This is a genomic window from Pseudidiomarina taiwanensis, assembly GCF_003987435.1.
Taxonomy (GTDB): Bacteria; Pseudomonadota; Gammaproteobacteria; order Enterobacterales; family Alteromonadaceae; genus Pseudidiomarina; species Pseudidiomarina taiwanensis.
On record NZ_PIQG01000003.1, the window covers coordinates 114427 to 130203 of the forward strand.

Sequence of the window (15777 nt, forward strand, 5' to 3'; positions counted from 1 at the left end):
TTAGTAGGCATGGGTCTGTGTAATCCCCTCGAAAAATCGGAGCAGTTATAAGTAGAAAATTTCGTTAAACTAATACGATGTAAACAATTAATCACCATTATCGGTTATTTATTCAATAAACCCCTAACCCCACCCAAATATTCACCGTTATCAGTGATTATATTTGATATTTCTCGAATCCACACTATAATCACCAATTATGGTGAACAATACTCAAGCAATCACAATCTTATGGCCAAAAAAGTAACCACTTCAGATATGCCAAGTACTGACTTTATCGATAGCGCAGAGATACTTGGGAAACTGATCAGAGCCAAGCGCACAGAACTCGGTATTAAACTAGCCGACTGCGCAGCGCTATGTGGGATCGGTATTAACACCTTGTCACGAATTGAAAATGGTAACGCAAATTGCACCTTGGCTGCGGTTTTCTCTGTACTGAATGGGCTGGGTATCAAACTGACATCGAAAGCGCTAACGCCGACAGCAAGCTCCTCATCAGGCGAGGAATGGATTTAAACAATGGCGAACACCAATGCATACCAACTGAATGTAAGTTACGGCGATGAAATCATAGGCACGTTGGCACTGGATCGCGTCACAAACCTATTAAAGCTCAGCTATTCGCCACAGTGGCAGCAAAACGGTTTTGCCATTTCCCCTCATTTGCCGCTGAACAATCGGCATGCGCCAGAGGTCGCCTACAACTATCTTGATAACGCCTTACCTGAGGGTGAAGCACGCAAGCTGCTGGCTGAAAACTTGGGGGTTTCAGAAAAAAACGTGTACTCGCAAGTACGTGCTATTGGTAACGATTTAGCCGGAGCGGTGACTTTTAAACCGGCACAAGAAAATCAGGTAGAAGAGTCACAACCCCTCTTTAGGGCTCTTGAAGATGCAGAACTCATTAAAAGGCTCGATAACAAGGAAGAGTTTGGTCTGCTGACATGGGATGACAAACCTCGGCTTAGCGTTGCGGGTGTGCAAGACAAGCTGAATGTATTTATTGATGCAGCTGGGCAAATTGGATTTGGCGACGGTTCTTTGTGTTCCACCCATATCCTGAAGTTTGAAAAGAAAAACTGCGCCAACCTCGTATTGAACGAGTTCTTCTGTATGAAGCTTTCCAGTGCGATTGGCTTACCTACTGCCAATGTAACGTTTAGACGTTTTGGCCCTCATCCGGCACTTATCGTTGAACGCTTTGATCGCAAATATGTGAGTGACAAAAACAAAGTGTTAAGGCGACATGTGATCGATGGCTGCCAAGCTCTCAACTTATCAAGAGATCACAAATATGAACGCAACCTTGGTGATGGGCGAGATGTTCAGCACATTCGGGATGGGGCCAGTTTAGAGAAACTGTTTGCATTTTGTCAGGGCATGTCTTCACCCGTTGAAAGCACACAATGGCTGATCCACTGGCAATTATTCAATCTAATGATCAGCAATTACGACAGTCACGGCAAAAATGTCTCGATGTATTTCGATAAACATAATGTGCGATTTACGCCTGCTTATGATTTGGTGAATATCGCCCTGTTCCCACAATTTAAGCATGTGTTAGCAATGGCAATTGGGGATGAATTTGAGCCAAAGGACATTCATGCCTATCAACTGGCGGACTTTGCTGAAACGTGCAACATCGACAAAAGGTTATTGTCGAGACTATTGATTCGACTCGCGGATAGAGTACTGAGCCAACTTTCTGGTCGTGTTTTTATCAACGACCTGAAAGAACAAGCGTATGTCACGGTCGAGGACATCCCGTATTTTGAGGCATTACGTGACAACATTGTCGCAAGAACTGAATACTTAAAAGCACAGGCAGCAGATATTCCTACTATCACTGTGTAAAGAAGTGAGATTAGCGGCGGTCACCGGCAGAAGTTATGCTTAGCACGACAGCCATTGTCGTGCTACCCCTTTACTCTAACTCCCTAACGTTTGATCTCATCGTGAAGGAGTCACTATGAAACGCCCACAACCCTCTCTTAATGATTTGCTCGGTATGTATCTTGAGCGCTATGTGCATGTGAAGGTTTTCCCGGAAGAATATGATTACGGTTACGATTCTCGTGCGGAAGCCAGTGATCGTAAACAGGGGATTAACCCGATGGCGCAAGACTATACCACGCGCGTGAATGCCCGCCGCGAGCAACTTGGAGTAACGCCCCTTGCCGAAGATGGCACGGCTGCCGATAACAGCAGCAAGCAAGTGGCTGCAAAGCTTGCGCAAGAGCTGTTGCTTAAAACGCAAGATGAGTTACCAAGCTATGTTGGCAAAACCCTAACCGAGCTGGATATCGCCAAGATTTGCGCCGCCGATGACGATTGTCACAGCACCTATGCTGAAATTGCCTCCGCCGCAGTCGCTGCAGCGCAAGCAGGTCAGCCATTTGCTGATGCCATTCGTGAAGAAATCATTCAACGCTTCGGGCGCAATATTGCCGAGCCACGCACCCTTTTCACCCTCGGCGACACACTTGCGAAAGCCGTTGCTTTAAAGCTGACCAATGCATTCTTACCTGAGTTGGTTCCTTTGGAAAATTAAACTTCCCAAACCCGCTTGACCCGTCTATAACTTCATAGTTTATCGTCACTAACGATCGGTCCCTGTGAACCGGCTATGGAGTTCTCTGTGTATCGTATTTCTGAGCTTGCTGAAAAAGTCGGCTTGTCGCGCTCGACCTTGCTGTATTACGAGAAGCAGGGGCTGTTACAAGGCAAGCGCCAAGAAAATGGTTATCGGGTTTACTCTGAGAAAGATTTACAACGCTTGCTGTTGTTGCAGCAATTGCAAGCCGGTGGTCTGACGTTAAAGGAATGCCGAGCTTGCCTAGATAGTAAAATCAAGCGCTCTCTGCTGCAGCAACGACTTGAGCAATTAAACCATGAGCTGGAACAAAAACAACGTGCGCGTGATCTACTGGCGGCGTTACTTGGAGAAGCTTCGCTACGCAGCTGGCATGAATCGATCGATCAATTGGCTCCAGACGCACATCTGGATTGGTTAAAACAGCAAGGATTTAGTGAAAAACAAGCCTTGCATTTGAAATGGTTGTCGAAAGATATGAACGAACATGAACAGTATATGGCCGACTTTATGACGGTATTTCGCGGGTTAGAGCGCTGGGGGCCAGGCTCTGATGACGATACCTTAAAAGCCTTGTCGCTGGTACCGAGTCAGCCAAACCAGGTGATCGATATTGGTTGTGGCAAGGGCTTCTCAACTAGCGTGTTAGCGCAGCACACTCAAGCACACATTACTGCGGTCGATAATGAGCAAAGTGCTCTTGATGCGCTCGGTCAACGTCTTACCGATGAAAACCGAGCAGACCGAGTGACGCTAAGCTGTGCCAGTATGACCGAGCTACCCTTTGCACCAGCAAGTTTTGATCTTATCTGGGCCGAAGCGTCCGCTTATGTGATGGGGGTTGAGCAGGCATTACAACAGTGGCGCCCTTTACTTAAGCCCAATGGTTACATGGTGATAAGTGACTTAGTCTGGTTAAGCGATAACCCAAGCGCGACGGCGCAAGCGTTTTGGAAGGGTGAATATCCTGATATGCAAACGGTTGCTACACGACTGACTCAAATGGAACAAGCGGGCTTTAAGCTCATCGATCACTTCACCCTAAGCGAGCAGGCTTGGCGTGATTACTACCAACCACTCAAGGTACGCGTCGCTGAGCTTAAATCGAGCATGCCTGATTCAGCAGCTCTTGCGGACATCGAGCATGAGATAGGTATTTATGAAGATCACCTCGGCGAATTCGGCTACCACATGTTTGTGTTACAAAAAGGGTGATCAGCCTCGTATCCGAAACTCACTGGCTGTATCACAATCAGCGAAACTGATGCGGTTAGGGTAATCAATATATCGCCATAGTCTCGGCTTGCAAACCAATTACGGCTTCTCTTCGTACTAAGAGGCAACTTAATTTGGAGTAATGCAGATGTTTGGATTGTTTAAGTCGAACCCGACCAAGAAAATGCGTAAAGAGCTCGAGCGCTTGCAAGAAAAAGCGATGCAAATGCAGCGTAATGGCGATATTCGCGGCAGCTCATTTGTCAGCCAAGAAGCCGATGAGCTATGGCAGAAAATCCAAGCGATTGAGGCGCAGCAGAAGGCTCAAGCGAAATCGCTTAAGCGCTGATCCCGTCTATTTTTTCAGCCCCAATAAAAACCGGCTCGCGGCCTGCGATACAAATGGTGTAACCGCGCACTTGCACACGATGTCCTAAAGTGTCAAACAAGGCTTCAGCTAGCACCTCTGCTTTTTCTTCGAGTTGCTGCTTCGCCCGCTCGAGTGAATGGCCGCTGGTGGCCAAGTCGATACGCGAAAAGCGGTTCAACACCATGCGCGACAGACCTTGTAAACGCTCTGCCGGAGCGATGTGATCTTGGCTTAAATGGACGATGGCATGGGTGGGGTAGAAGCTCGCCTTTAAAATGTCTTGATAGCGGTCGCTCAGTTTTTTTGCAACGTCATCACTTAAGAGCCCAAGACTACGCAGCAAGGTCTCGACAAAAGCATAGCTTGAGTAATGATAATCATAGCTGGCTTTATCAAGCTCCAAACACTTGCTGTTCATCACCCGATTGAGTCGATCAATAAACAGCGAAAACTTGCTGTACCCCATAGTTTCAGAAAGTTTGCTATAGGACGTATTCTCAAGCGCTGTTGCAATTTGCCGTTTTAAATCTTCAAAAAAATGGTTCCGCATCGCATGTCCTCCATGTTACGGAACGATTTTAATCAGCGAATGTGACAATTTGTGTCGCGCTTAGCTTAAATTGAAAGGTATTGTCGATCACTGTAACCATTTTCTCTATTCTTAATCGAGAAACACCAAAGGTGCGAGCCAAATCGCCACTAAAGTCAGCAACACCATACCGATTAAATTGAGCATCGCCCCGGCGCGGACCATATCCGGTATCTTTAATTTACCCGAAGCGAACACAATGGCGTTCGGCGGGGTTGCGACGGGCAGCATAAAGGCACAACTAGCGGCCAGAGTAATCGGAACACATAGCAACAGCGGCGATACCCCAAGCTCGAGTGCGACAGCTGCGACTACAGGTAAGAAGGTTGCTGCAGTGGCGACGTTTGAGGTCAGCTCGGTTAAGAAGATCACTAAGCCAGTTGCTGCTAGCACTAAGGCAATCACCCCAAGTGCACCAAGTGGCATGAGGCTGCTGCCAAGCCATTGCGCCAAGCCGGAATCGGATACGGCTGCCGCTAAGCTCAAGCCCCCTCCGAAAAGAATGAGCACGCCCCAGGGCAGGCCTTGCACATTCTCCCAGGTGAGAAGCTGGTGTTGTTTGTCACTGCCACTAGGAAGGAGGAACAACAATAGAGCAGCTGCCATCACAATCCCGGTATCGGTGAGGAAGTCGATGCCAAACCAAGCAGAAATCGGCCGGCGTAGAATCCAGAAGGTCACGACCAACAAAAAGACTGCAGCAACGCGAGCTTCGGCTTTGCTCATGGGGCCAAGATCAGCAATCATTTTCTTAATATGATCGTTTACTTCGGAGTTTTCAGGTATCTCAACCTTATAGCTGATATGCGTCAACGAGTACCACGCTAATGGCAGCATCACCAGCATCACCGGCACCCCAACCAGCATCCAGTTGGCAAAGGTGATGTGAATATCATAGTTTTCGACCAAGAACGCAGCCAGAAGCGCATTGGGTGGGGTACCAATCAAGGTTGCCAAACCACCTATAGTCGCAGCATAAGCAAGCCCTAATAGCATGGCTTTTTGAAATGACTTCACTTGCTGGTCGGTAAGATGGCTGTTCTCTTCAGCGATCATATTAGCGACGGATAGCGCAATCGGCAGCAGCATCATGGTGGTTGAGGTGTTAGTCATCCACATCGAAAGCAATGCAGCAACCACCATAAAACCAGCAATCAGAAACTTCCCATCGGTACCTGTGAGCGACAGAATTGTGAGCGCAATACGCTTGTGTAATTGCCACTTTTCGATGGCAATCGCCAAAATAAAGGCGCCGAGGAATAGATAAATAATGGGGTTGGCATAATGGCGCGTGGTCTCGGCTATGGATGCGACCTCCAAAAATGGAAACATCACCATAGGTAAAAAAGCTGTCGCCGGGACTGAGACCGCTTCAGTCGCCCACCAAGCCGCCATCCATAAACCGACCGCAGCAACGCGCCAAGCGCTTGGGTCCATGATGGTTTGGCTACTGTCGAACAGCATCATTAAAAAGAATATGGCTGGCCCGAGCAACAGGCCAACGTTTTGATAATGCGCCCTTTCTAGGCCGCGTGAGTCGACTTCTTGCATTGTTATGCTCGCTTTAAGTTAGCTATAAACTCTAATTAAAACCGTGCACGTACGTCAATGTAGAAACTGCGAATTTGGTTATCAGTCATTGATTTTGCCAAATCACTCATAGCTGTATAGTCATGAGTAGTGATCACTAGTTCTATTTTGCTACGTACGTTATCGGTATCCAACATAATGTATAGAGTGATATCTATATGACGCCAAACAGTCTTGAGAATGATGTCCGAACTGATGACCAATAAGTGTTATATCGGTATCGATGTCGCCTGTGGGCGCAACAAGCCGTTGCCGATTTGTGTGGGCGTGCGTGAGCAGGGCAGATTTGTCCCCTTGCCCTTGCTCGATTTGCCCTTTAAGCCACCGCGTGGCCGCGGTAACTTGGCGACCTTGGTCGCCGCTGAAAATGAGGCTTATGCTGCTGAAGTTCGGGAGTATATCGAGCAGGTTTGTCAGTTTTATGCGCTCCAGCCTGCGGTGATTGCACTCGACTCGCCGCTCCAACCTCGTGCAGATACATTAGACTTTCGCCTCGCCGAACGGGCCTTGCTCGACGCAGGTATCCGTTGCTATAAAACCCCATCCGCCAGTGAGTTTTCTCGCATCATCGAGAAGGGGCAGCCCCTCGTCGCTGCGGGCGGTCCCGCCACCAAAGTTCCACACCCGATGCAACTGTTCATGTTGGCCGGATTCGCGATAGCAAAGGCTTTGCGCGATGTGGCCGAAGTCATCGAAGTTTTTCCGCAAGCAACCATTCGCACTCTTTGGCCCGACGCCCCACACAAATCAGGGGAGGGGCAGCCCCTCCTTCAGTTAGCCAGGATCGCACAACTATCGGGGTGGCCAGCTGAGGATGATGATCGTGAAATACTGACGCGAATTAGTGCTGGTCGCCTACATGATAAAGTCGACGCATATAGTGCCGCGTGGGTCGCAAGTTTGCCTGAATCTCAGTGCGAGGTTTATGGATCGGTGGCGGATGAGGATGCGATTTGGGTGCCGCGGGTTTCCGTTTAGCCGAGCAAGGTCAAAACCAACTTCCGTGGTCCCCCATGGTCGCGATGCTCGCATAGATAAATACCCTGCCAGGTGCCGAGGTTGAGGTGGCCGTTGGTCACGGGGATGGTGACGCTGGAGCCTAAGATACTTGATTTTAAATGGGCTGGCATATCATCAGGCCCTTCATAAGTGTGCCGGTAATACGGAGCGTTTTCCGGCACCATCTGGTTGAAGTGGCTCTCGAAATCTTGGCGTACGGTTGGGTCGGCGTTTTCGTTAATGGTAAGCGATGCTGAGCTGTGCTTAATAAACACGTGAAGGACGCCAGTCTCATTACTGGTCAGCTCCATCATGCCGCGCTGAACGTCTTCAGTGATCAGATGAAAACCGCGCGGTTTGGCGTCGATGGTAATTTGAGTCTGGCGCATCCTGGTTCCTTATTTAGTTCTTTGCTGCAAAATCACTCGCGCTATGTCTTTCCGCTAATTGTTTATCTTCATCGCCCCAAGTCTTATTCACAATGCGACCGCGCTGCACTGCTGGACGCTCCGCGAGTTGCTTAGCCCAGCGTAAGACATGGGGGTATTCTTGCGCGTTAATAAACTCCGCAGCGTCGTACACTTGATTGGTGACTAGGGCACCATACCAGGGCCAAATTGCCATATCCGCAATCGTATAGTCATCACCTAGCATATAAGTTTTATCCGCCAAATGTTGATTTAACACGTCGAGCTGGCGCTTGATTTCCATCGTGTAGCGGTTGATGGGGTACTCGTATTTTTCCGGCGCATAGGCATAAAAGTGACCAAAGCCGCCGCCGAGAATCGGCGCGCTGGCCATTTGCCAGAATAGCCAATTTAGGCATTCAGTTCGGCCATGGTGGTCGGTTGGAATAAATTTTTGAAATTTGTCGGCGAGATACAGCAGCATGGAGCCAGACTCAAAAATTCGGGTTGGTGGCTGCGTGCTGTGGTCCATCAATGCGGGGATCTTCGAGTTAGGATTCACTGCGACAAAGCCGCTGCCGAACTGATCACCTTCTAGAATATTAATCAGCCAAGCGTCATATTCTGCTTCTTTTACGCCCGCTTCGAGTAGCTCCTCGAACATCACGGTCACCTTCACCCCGTTCGGCGTGCCCAAGGAATATAGTTGAAATGGATGTTTGCCAATTGGGAGTTCCTTTTCAAACTGCGCGCCTGCTGTGGGGCGGTTAATATTGGCAAATTTGCCGCCGTTATTCGGGTCCCACGTCCAAACTTTAGGTGGGGTGTAGGTGTTATCGGACATTTAAAGCCTCCAAGAGTGCTTTTGACTGAACAATACATGAATAAATGGATGATTGAAGTTTCGCATTTTTGCAGGGCTGGGACAAAGGTCTGCAGGGTTTTCAGTAGGTCCAGGAAAATAATTGATACCTTAAGGTTGCATAATGATACCTAAAGGTTATATGATGACACCCATAGGTATCAAATATTGTTATTCACTAATTGAGAGAAATTAAAAATGGCCAAATGGAATCCCGAAGCACAGCATACGTCTTTAAAGTACAATGCTTACATCTATTTACTCCAAGGGCTTTTCTTCAGCGCTTTGCTCGGAAACTCGCTTGCTGAAAACTATGCACTTGATCTTGGTTGGTTAGTCGACGGTGTGGTGATCACTTTAGTCGCGGTGTTCATTTACTTTACGGCTCGATTAGCACGAAATAATCACCGTTGCTCGGGTGGTTGGCGTGAGATGTTGGGGCTGTACGACGACGAATATATGCGGGACGTGGTCCGAACGGCTAATAGTTGTGCATTATTAGCCTTGTTGGTGACCATTTTTATGGGATTACTTCTTGGCGGTGCAGACAAATTAGGATTTGAGCAAAACTGGCTCTCACTTGGGCGTTTTACCATGCTACAAATAGCTATTGGATCAATCACTTGGGCGATGACAATATTAGTAAGTTTGCGCGATGGAGCTGAGGAATGAGTGCACCAGTAACCAATTCGATTGCGCTTTTGCGGGCGCAAAAGGGGCTATCACAACAAGAGTTGGCCGATGCGATCGGGGTATCGCGCAAAACAATCAGCACAGTTGAGACTCGAAGATTTGTGCCCTCGGTCGTTATCGCCCTGCAGTTGGCGCGCTATTTTGGGGTTACCGTCGAAGAGATATTTTCACTTGATGAGGATGCTTAGGCGTCCTCTGTTTCTTGCCACAGTGGGCTGTCTTTTTTCTGTAGTATCAGTAGTTGTAAGTCCAGTGCGGCAGCGATTCGAAGCAGGGTATCGATGCGCCCTTCACCGTAATTTTCGAATTTAGAGATAACAGCTTGAGTGGTTTGCACGCGCTGCGCGAGCTCAGTTTGCGACCATTTGAGGTGCTGCCGAGCTTGTTTAATGGCGTGGGCGATATCTAAGCTTTGATTCAGTCGCATAGGTTATTTTTTTATATTTAAACGAATATAATCAATATATATCTAAATAAATATATTTCAAGTTTTCTGTTTTATAGAACGCGATCTAGCGGCAGTAGGCTGAAAAATTCCAGTAAAATTCGTTCCAGCAAGGTCGAATCGGGCTCTTTAGTGAGAGTTTCGATAGAGCCATCGGCATTTTGCCGAAGCCATTGTAGGTGACCATCTTCATCAAGCTTGAGCCGAAACGCATAGTTGGGGACGATATCTTCAATTTGTTGTTCGAGATATTGTGCTATCTCGGGGTGTTCGATGACAAATCCCATCTCGGTGTTGTAGTGAATCGAGCGCGGGTCGAAATTAAAGCTACCGATAAACAAGCGTTGGCCATCAACGATAAAGGTTTTTGCATGCAGACTTGATCCGGAGCTGCCCATCCAGCTACTGATTTGCTCTTGATCGGTTTCACCGTTGACGTCATCTTCGTCGTTTTCACTTTCCGCAACGGGATTCCCTTGTTCGCGGAGTTCGACTAACTCAATACCTCTTTCGAGGAGGGGCTTGCGATACTTTTTATACCCAGCATGAACAATCGCGACATCGGTTGCTTTAAAGCTATTGGTGTAGATTTTAACGGACACACCTTGCTCGACCATTTGTGCGAACGCCTCCACTCCAGATTGGCCGGGAATAAAATACGGTGAAACCAGAACGAGACGGGTTTCGGGCATACCGAGGACTTTTTGTAACTGCGGTAAAATGGCTTGAGCTTCATCTTCTGCAGCAAATATTTTGAGTGGATCATCGCTCACTAAGTCAGTTTTAGCCCATGTCCACGGGTAGTTGCCGCTTAAAATATCTTGCACTTCGGTACTCTGTGCGAGCTGCCAGCGATAATCGCTGCTGTAAGGATTTTGATTCGCGAGCAATAAGCGCCGCTTTAAGTCTTCCAATCTGCGCGGACTTGGCGCTTGAATCAATTGTGTGATCGGATAGCTTGCTGCGCTTTCCCAGTATCGGTCAAAGTCCTGCGATGTTTCTTGCACTATGGGACCGACTGCCATGACATCGAGATCAGCGAATATCGTCCCCCCATTGGCTGCGAAATATTCATCCGCGATGTTGCGGCCGCCGGTAATCGCCACCTGGTTATCAACGATAAATGCCTTGTTGTGCATCCGTCGATGTACTCGTTTGGCGTCGGTGATGAAATCTAGAATCTTATATTTACGCTGGTAAAAGGGGTTGAACAGCCTTACTTCTACCTGCGGATATTGAGCGAGTGCGTACAGCTCCTCGTCAAGACCGTGGGTGCCATTATCGTCGAGCAATAAACGAATTCTTACATTCCGCCGTGCTGCGTCCTCTAAAGCACCAAGTAATAAACGTCCAGTGATGTCATCGCGCCAAATATAATATTGTAGGTCGAGACTTTTCTCGGCCTGCTGAATAAGGTGCAGGCGCGTTGCAAATGCGTTGACGGGTTCTGCTAGCAAGGATACACCACTGAGTGGTGCGTTACTGGCGATTGCGCTTTGCAGCGCTTGACCTAACTGGGTTTGCTTCGCTTGCTCTTGGCTGATCGCTTGGCTCGATTGCCGCGCCTCTAATTTCGGCAAAGTCGAACAACCACTCACGCCAAAGCTGAATGTTATCAATACGCATAGCGTAATTAAATGTCGGACGTTACTGTACATAAACGAAGTATGCACCGCCCCCGCCCCCCGCGCAAACCCGAAAATATGAGGAGGGGCAGCCCCTCTGTTTTTGAATTTTTTTGGCTTTACTTATCAGATGGTTGGGGTATCTTGGCTCAATAAATATACAAAAAATCAGCAGGGGCTGCCCCTTTTTGTTAAAGGGAGGGGCTGCCCCTCGTTGCGACAGGGTGTGACGCGATGTTTGAGGTCATCATAATTGGCAGTGGGTTTGCTGGGCAGTGTGCGGCGGCGCACTTGCAGCGGCTGGGGATAGAGAATTACCGTATTCTCGAGCGCCGCGACTTTATGGGCGGAACCTGGTGCCAAAATGCCTACCCCGGTGCCGCGGTTGATGTGCAATCGCCGTTATACTCATTTTCATTCGCCCCCTATGTTTGGACGCAAATGTTCGCGGAACAAAAGGAGCTCGAAGGCTATACAAATTATGTCATCGAGCGCTTTAAGCTGCGTGAAAAGACCGAACTAAATGCTGACGTGAGCGAGCTGCGGTGGTTGGCGAACGAACAATGTTGGCAGGTGAGCACCCGCAAAGGGCAAGACTTTAAAGCACGGTTTGTGATCAACGCCAGTGGCCCTCTAAGTCAGGCAGTGATTCCCGAGTTTAACGGGCAGCAAAGTTTCCAAGGCGAGCAATTCCATACCAACGCTTGGCGTCATGATGTTGATCTAAAAGATAAAAAAGTCGCAATTATCGGTAGTGGTGCAAGTGCCGCGCAGGTGATTCCGGCGATTATTGATCGGGTCAAATCCTTACATGTTTTTCAGCGCACGCCACACTGGGTGATTCCCCGCCCTGATTATAAATTTAACCGTTTCGAGCGCTGGTTGCTGGGCTTTAAACCCCTTTACCACCTGCTTCGAAAGGCAATTTATTGGGCGCTCGAGCTGCGCATTGTCGGCTTTAAATATTCTGACTGGATGCGTAAGGTTATTGCTGAAAACAAAGCTAAAAAATTCCTACAAACAGCGATTAAAGACCCTGAACTTAGACAAAAGCTTACCCCAGATTTCACCATTGGTTGTAAGCGCGTCATCATTTCGAGCACTTTGTATCCAGCCCTCAGCCAACCCCATTGCCATGTACATGGCAAAGAAGATGGCATTGCGGGAATCACTCCAACCGGGATCAAAACGACCACGGGTCAGCATATTGACGCTGATGTGATTGTTTACGCCACGGGTTATGCGACCACCGATGGACTTATTCCGTACCCTGTAATTGGCGAAAATGAGCAGACGCTTGAAGCAACTTGGGCGGAATATCCTCGTGCATATCTCGGCACTATGGTGCCGAACTTCCCGAATTTATTCCTAATGACTGGACCGAATACGGGTATCGGTCACACGTCAGCTATTTTCATTATCGAAGCGCAGATGGAATACATCGATCGCTGTTTGAAAGCAGTGCGCGAGAAGCAGGCACAAACTATTGCAGTCACGACCGAAGCAGAAGCGGAATACACCGATCATATTCATCAAGAAATGCTGAAAACCGTGTGGCATAAGGGCGGATGTAACTCCTGGTACAAGAGTAAAAGCGGCAAGGTGATCGCTATTTATCCTGGGTTTAGCTTTATTTATCGCTGGCTGGCGAAGCGCTTCAAGCCAGCTCATCATTTATTCAATGGAGTGAGACATGAGCGCTAAGTTAGGGTTAAAACTTTATGATGCTGTGATGGCTTTTGAGGCCAAATTATATGGTTTCAAAAAGGCCCAAGTGCAAACCAAAGACCTAAAGCTTAGTTATTATATTCGCAGCCCACGTGGTGCCAAACAGACCCTTTTATTGTTGCACGGCTACACCGCAAGTAAGGAACTCTGGCTGCGTTTTGCTAAGCAATTCAATAAGATGACGGATAATCGCTTCCAAATCATTATCCCTGACTTGGGCGGTCATGGTGAGAGTGATTACGACCCTGAGCGCTCGTATACGCCGAAAGCGCAGGTCGAGCGTCTGTGCGATTTGCTTGATGCGCTTTCAATAAAACAGGTGAGTGTCGCGGGCAATTCGATGGGTGGACTTATCGCCGCGAATTTCGCGCTATTTGAAGCAGAGCGGGTGGAGCAGGTGATTGCAATTGATCCTGCCGGGGTGAAAACTCCAGAACCGAGTGAAGTTCAGAAGCTTTTTGAGCAGGGTAAGTCGCCCTTTTTGATTCATTCAGAGGAAGACTTCCGCCGGTTTTATCCATTGACCATGGCGCGTCCACCTTGGATGCCTGATATGTTTTTGCGCGGTATGGCGCTTCGCTATCAAGCACGGCGCGAGGCCTACGTTAAAATTTTCCAGGACTTCTTCGCTAACGACCAGTTAGATAAGCGTTTAACGGACATTACTTGCCCGACCATGGTTATTTGGGGCGAGCAAGACCGCATTATTGATGTTAGCGGGGCAAAGCGCTGGCGAGAATTACTTACAAAGGAGGGGCTGCCCCTCCCTCGCGTTGAAATATTTTCCGGCTTTGGCCATATGCCAATGGTCGAGGCTCCAGCCAAGACTGCCGCGGTCTGTAGGGATTTTCTCGAGAGCTAAATCAGAGGGGCTGCCCCTCTTATTCGAATGGGCTGCCCCTCCTGTTTTAGGGGCTGCCCCCCTTGGTGCGGTCACTGGTTGTCGCGCGGGCTTGGCCATCCGCGCTGCGGGTCATATTAGGGTTGGTTTTCTCTTCGTGCTCCATCAGCACTAAAGTGAGATAAATCTTGGTGGGTAACGACAATACAATACCTACTGCACTCATCGCAGCGCCGATGATAAATCCTTGATGACCAATACTGTCGCTACTAAAGGTGATCACCAGCACAATATGCCCCAGCACCAGTAATGTGATGCCGAGGATCATCGCAGTTTTAAGCAGTTTAACTTGTGTCGCTTCAGTCATTAGTTCTCGTTGCATTCCAGTTCAGGGCTTGCCAGCGGCCATCGCGAAAGAGCATCACCCCAGTGTTTAAAAAGGTCGTCCGAGTAGTTTCTGAGCCCGAACTGTCGTGCGCAACCAAGGTAAAGTTCACTACTTTCAAACCATCAGCTAGGTCCTTCACCTCATAATCTTCCGCCGTGTACCAAGCTTGCAGGGGCGGCTCGAGCACTTTGGCGTCGGCCATGCCAGCCATCAACTGGGCTTTACCAAAGCGAGTGCCACTGGAGCTGGTGTAGGTCAGCTCATCCGCCCAGAAAGCATCATGGATGCTGGCGTCGTTGATACTCGCACCCCAGAGAAAATGGTCAATGGTCGCAGTCACTGAGTTCGCATCGTGGTCATCGGCAACGGCTACACCGCCACTTAGCAACAAAACCAACCCAAACAACAAACGTTTCATATCAACTCCTGAATAACTTATGGATACTTTAGCGTATCCTTAAATAAAAGCTTTGACCCAGATCAGGAAAGCACCAGAGCCAATGCAAGGACTAATAAACTTAAATGAATCAAGGTGACTTGCACACCGAGTACCGCACCCCACTGCCCGGGTGTTGCCACAGGTTGACGCAACTGCCACAGCCGTCGGCTAATGGGCACCAACAGCAGTAGCGGCAGTAGCGCCGACAACGCAACTGCGGGCAGCCAGCCAAACCAAACCGCCGTCATCAGCAGGTCTGCGGCAATAATATAGCCGAATAACCAGACTCCACGTGCGAACGGGAAGCTGTAGCGAATGGCTAAATGTCTCCGCCCGACTTGGCGATCGGCCTCGATATCCGGGAATTGGTTTAACAACAGCAAATTACTCACGAGCAAGCCGACATAGCTGCCAATAGCCCACGCGCCAGCATCGATGAAGCCTTGAAAAACCCAGATGGCGCCGACCACCATACAAATGCCGAAGCCCAAGCCGGGGGCAGCCCAACAGAGCCAGGCAAAACGATTAAAGTAGTTGGTGTAAAAATAAATCAGAACACAGCCAAGCAGGCCAAGCCAAATTAATTCCGAACCAAACTCTAGCGTTAAACTCAGCCCAACACCTATCACCACCACCAAGCTCGCCAGCGCAAGCCAAAGAGCTGATCTCGCCAGTTCAGGGTGACGCTCTAGGGTGCCACTGCCCCCGCTAAATTCGGTTCGTTGTGTTAAACCATCGAGCCCTGAGCGATGATCGAAATACTCGTTAAATACGTTGACGCTGATGTGAGCAGAAAAGGCAATCAGCACGACCTGCACCAGAAGCTCTAGCTCAAGCGCAACGGATTGAGCGCTATAACAGGCTGCAACAAGCAGGCAAACCAAGGTTAGGGTTAAAAATTTGGCACGGGCAATAGCCGCAAGGGCGGCGAGGCGCTGAAAAAAACTCATAGTTGTTTATTATTTCTTTTTTTGCCTATAGTTAGAGCTA

The 15777-nt window shown here is 48.7% G+C and carries 19 protein-coding genes; 10 read left to right on the forward strand and 9 right to left on the reverse strand.

Annotation, left to right across the window (positions count from 1 at the left end):
- Window positions 1-231 precede the first annotated feature (231 nt).
- From CWI83_RS07290 to CWI83_RS07310, 5 genes are all read left to right on the forward strand, one after another.
- Window positions 232-519 (forward strand): helix-turn-helix domain-containing protein, encoded by a 288-nt coding sequence (locus CWI83_RS07290; RefSeq protein WP_126827622.1) that lies wholly within the window; start codon window positions 232-234, stop codon window positions 517-519.
- A 3-nt stretch (window positions 520-522) separates the two neighbouring features.
- Window positions 523-1857: a HipA domain-containing protein gene (locus CWI83_RS07295; RefSeq protein ID WP_126827624.1), complete on the forward strand. Its 1335-nt coding sequence runs from the start codon at window positions 523-525 to the stop codon at window positions 1855-1857.
- 115 nt (window positions 1858-1972) lie between these two features.
- Window positions 1973-2554, forward strand: coding sequence for a hypothetical protein (locus CWI83_RS07300; protein WP_126827626.1), 582 nt, complete (start codon window positions 1973-1975; stop codon window positions 2552-2554).
- An 87-nt stretch (window positions 2555-2641) separates the two neighbouring features.
- Entirely contained in the window at window positions 2642-3811 is a 1170-nt protein-coding gene (locus CWI83_RS07305; protein ID WP_126827628.1) for a MerR family transcriptional regulator, read from the forward strand.
- Between the two features lie 148 nt (window positions 3812-3959).
- Window positions 3960-4160, forward strand: a complete 201-nt coding sequence (locus CWI83_RS07310) for a DUF6435 family protein (RefSeq protein ID WP_126827630.1) — start codon at window positions 3960-3962, stop codon at window positions 4158-4160.
- Here CWI83_RS07310 and CWI83_RS07315 read toward each other — a convergent pair.
- Together CWI83_RS07315 and CWI83_RS07320 are read right to left on the reverse strand one after the other, a co-directional pair.
- Window positions 4150-4731: a hypothetical protein gene (locus CWI83_RS07315; protein ID WP_126827632.1), complete on the reverse strand. Its 582-nt coding sequence runs from the start codon at window positions 4729-4731 to the stop codon at window positions 4150-4152. The two genes, CWI83_RS07310 and CWI83_RS07315, sit on opposite strands and share 11 nt — an antisense overlap.
- Window positions 4732-4842: 111 nt before the next feature.
- Complete coding sequence (locus CWI83_RS07320) at window positions 4843-6321, reverse strand: SLC13 family permease (protein ID WP_126827634.1); 1479 nt, start codon at window positions 6319-6321, stop codon at window positions 4843-4845.
- Between the two features lie 219 nt (window positions 6322-6540).
- Here CWI83_RS07320 and CWI83_RS07325 point away from each other — a divergent pair, with 219 nt between their 5' ends.
- Window positions 6541-7338 (forward strand): DUF429 domain-containing protein, encoded by a 798-nt coding sequence (locus CWI83_RS07325; protein ID WP_126827636.1) that lies wholly within the window; start codon window positions 6541-6543, stop codon window positions 7336-7338.
- Here CWI83_RS07325 and CWI83_RS07330 read toward each other — a convergent pair.
- Together CWI83_RS07330 and yghU are read right to left on the reverse strand one after the other, a co-directional pair.
- On the reverse strand, window positions 7335-7748 hold the full coding sequence (locus CWI83_RS07330; RefSeq protein ID WP_126827638.1) for a secondary thiamine-phosphate synthase enzyme YjbQ: 414 nt from the start codon (window positions 7746-7748) through the stop codon (window positions 7335-7337). The two genes, CWI83_RS07325 and CWI83_RS07330, sit on opposite strands and share 4 nt — an antisense overlap.
- 13 nt (window positions 7749-7761) lie before the next feature.
- A complete protein-coding gene (gene yghU / locus CWI83_RS07335) occupies window positions 7762-8610 on the reverse strand; it encodes a glutathione-dependent disulfide-bond oxidoreductase (protein WP_126827639.1) in 849 nt (282 codons plus the stop codon).
- Window positions 8611-8826: 216 nt separating this feature from the next.
- On the opposite strand from yghU, the gene CWI83_RS07340 reads away from it, so the two are divergent.
- Together CWI83_RS07340 and CWI83_RS07345 are read left to right on the forward strand one after the other, a co-directional pair.
- Complete coding sequence (locus CWI83_RS07340; protein WP_126827641.1) at window positions 8827-9300, forward strand: hypothetical protein; 474 nt, start codon at window positions 8827-8829, stop codon at window positions 9298-9300.
- Window positions 9297-9509, forward strand: coding sequence for a helix-turn-helix transcriptional regulator (locus CWI83_RS07345; protein WP_126827643.1), 213 nt, complete (start codon window positions 9297-9299; stop codon window positions 9507-9509). Before CWI83_RS07340 ends, CWI83_RS07345 begins: the two co-directional genes overlap by 4 nt.
- On the opposite strand, the gene CWI83_RS07350 is transcribed toward CWI83_RS07345, so the two are convergent.
- Together CWI83_RS07350 and CWI83_RS07355 are read right to left on the reverse strand one after the other, a co-directional pair.
- Complete coding sequence (locus tag CWI83_RS07350) at window positions 9506-9748, reverse strand: helix-turn-helix domain-containing protein (protein WP_126827645.1); 243 nt, start codon at window positions 9746-9748, stop codon at window positions 9506-9508. The genes CWI83_RS07345 and CWI83_RS07350 overlap by 4 nt on opposite strands.
- A gap of 71 nt (window positions 9749-9819) precedes the next feature.
- Window positions 9820-11346 carry a phospholipase D family protein gene (locus CWI83_RS07355; protein WP_198677264.1) on the reverse strand — a complete coding sequence of 509 codons (1527 nt, stop codon included), beginning with the start codon at window positions 11344-11346 and terminating at the stop codon, window positions 9820-9822.
- Between the two features lie 279 nt (window positions 11347-11625).
- Between CWI83_RS07355 and CWI83_RS07360 the strand changes: the two genes are divergently transcribed.
- Both CWI83_RS07360 and CWI83_RS07365 read left to right on the forward strand, forming a co-directional pair.
- Window positions 11626-13095, forward strand: a complete 1470-nt coding sequence (locus CWI83_RS07360) for a flavin-containing monooxygenase (protein ID WP_126827647.1) — start codon at window positions 11626-11628, stop codon at window positions 13093-13095.
- Window positions 13085-13981: an alpha/beta fold hydrolase gene (locus tag CWI83_RS07365; RefSeq protein WP_126827649.1), complete on the forward strand. Its 897-nt coding sequence runs from the start codon at window positions 13085-13087 to the stop codon at window positions 13979-13981. The genes CWI83_RS07360 and CWI83_RS07365 overlap by 11 nt, the downstream gene beginning before the upstream one ends.
- A gap of 46 nt (window positions 13982-14027) precedes the next feature.
- On the opposite strand, the gene CWI83_RS07370 is transcribed toward CWI83_RS07365, so the two are convergent.
- The 3 genes from CWI83_RS07370 to CWI83_RS07380 all read right to left on the reverse strand — a co-directional run bounded on the left by CWI83_RS07370 (window position 14028) and on the right by CWI83_RS07380 (window position 15737).
- Window positions 14028-14327, reverse strand: a complete 300-nt coding sequence (locus tag CWI83_RS07370) for a hypothetical protein (protein WP_198677265.1) — start codon at window positions 14325-14327, stop codon at window positions 14028-14030.
- Window positions 14320-14766: a nuclear transport factor 2 family protein gene (locus tag CWI83_RS07375; RefSeq protein WP_126827651.1), complete on the reverse strand. Its 447-nt coding sequence runs from the start codon at window positions 14764-14766 to the stop codon at window positions 14320-14322. Before CWI83_RS07375 ends, CWI83_RS07370 begins: the two co-directional genes overlap by 8 nt.
- 62 nt (window positions 14767-14828) lie before the next feature.
- A complete protein-coding gene (locus CWI83_RS07380) occupies window positions 14829-15737 on the reverse strand; it encodes a prenyltransferase (protein WP_126827653.1) in 909 nt (302 codons plus the stop codon).
- Between the last annotated feature and the right edge of the window lie 40 nt (window positions 15738-15777).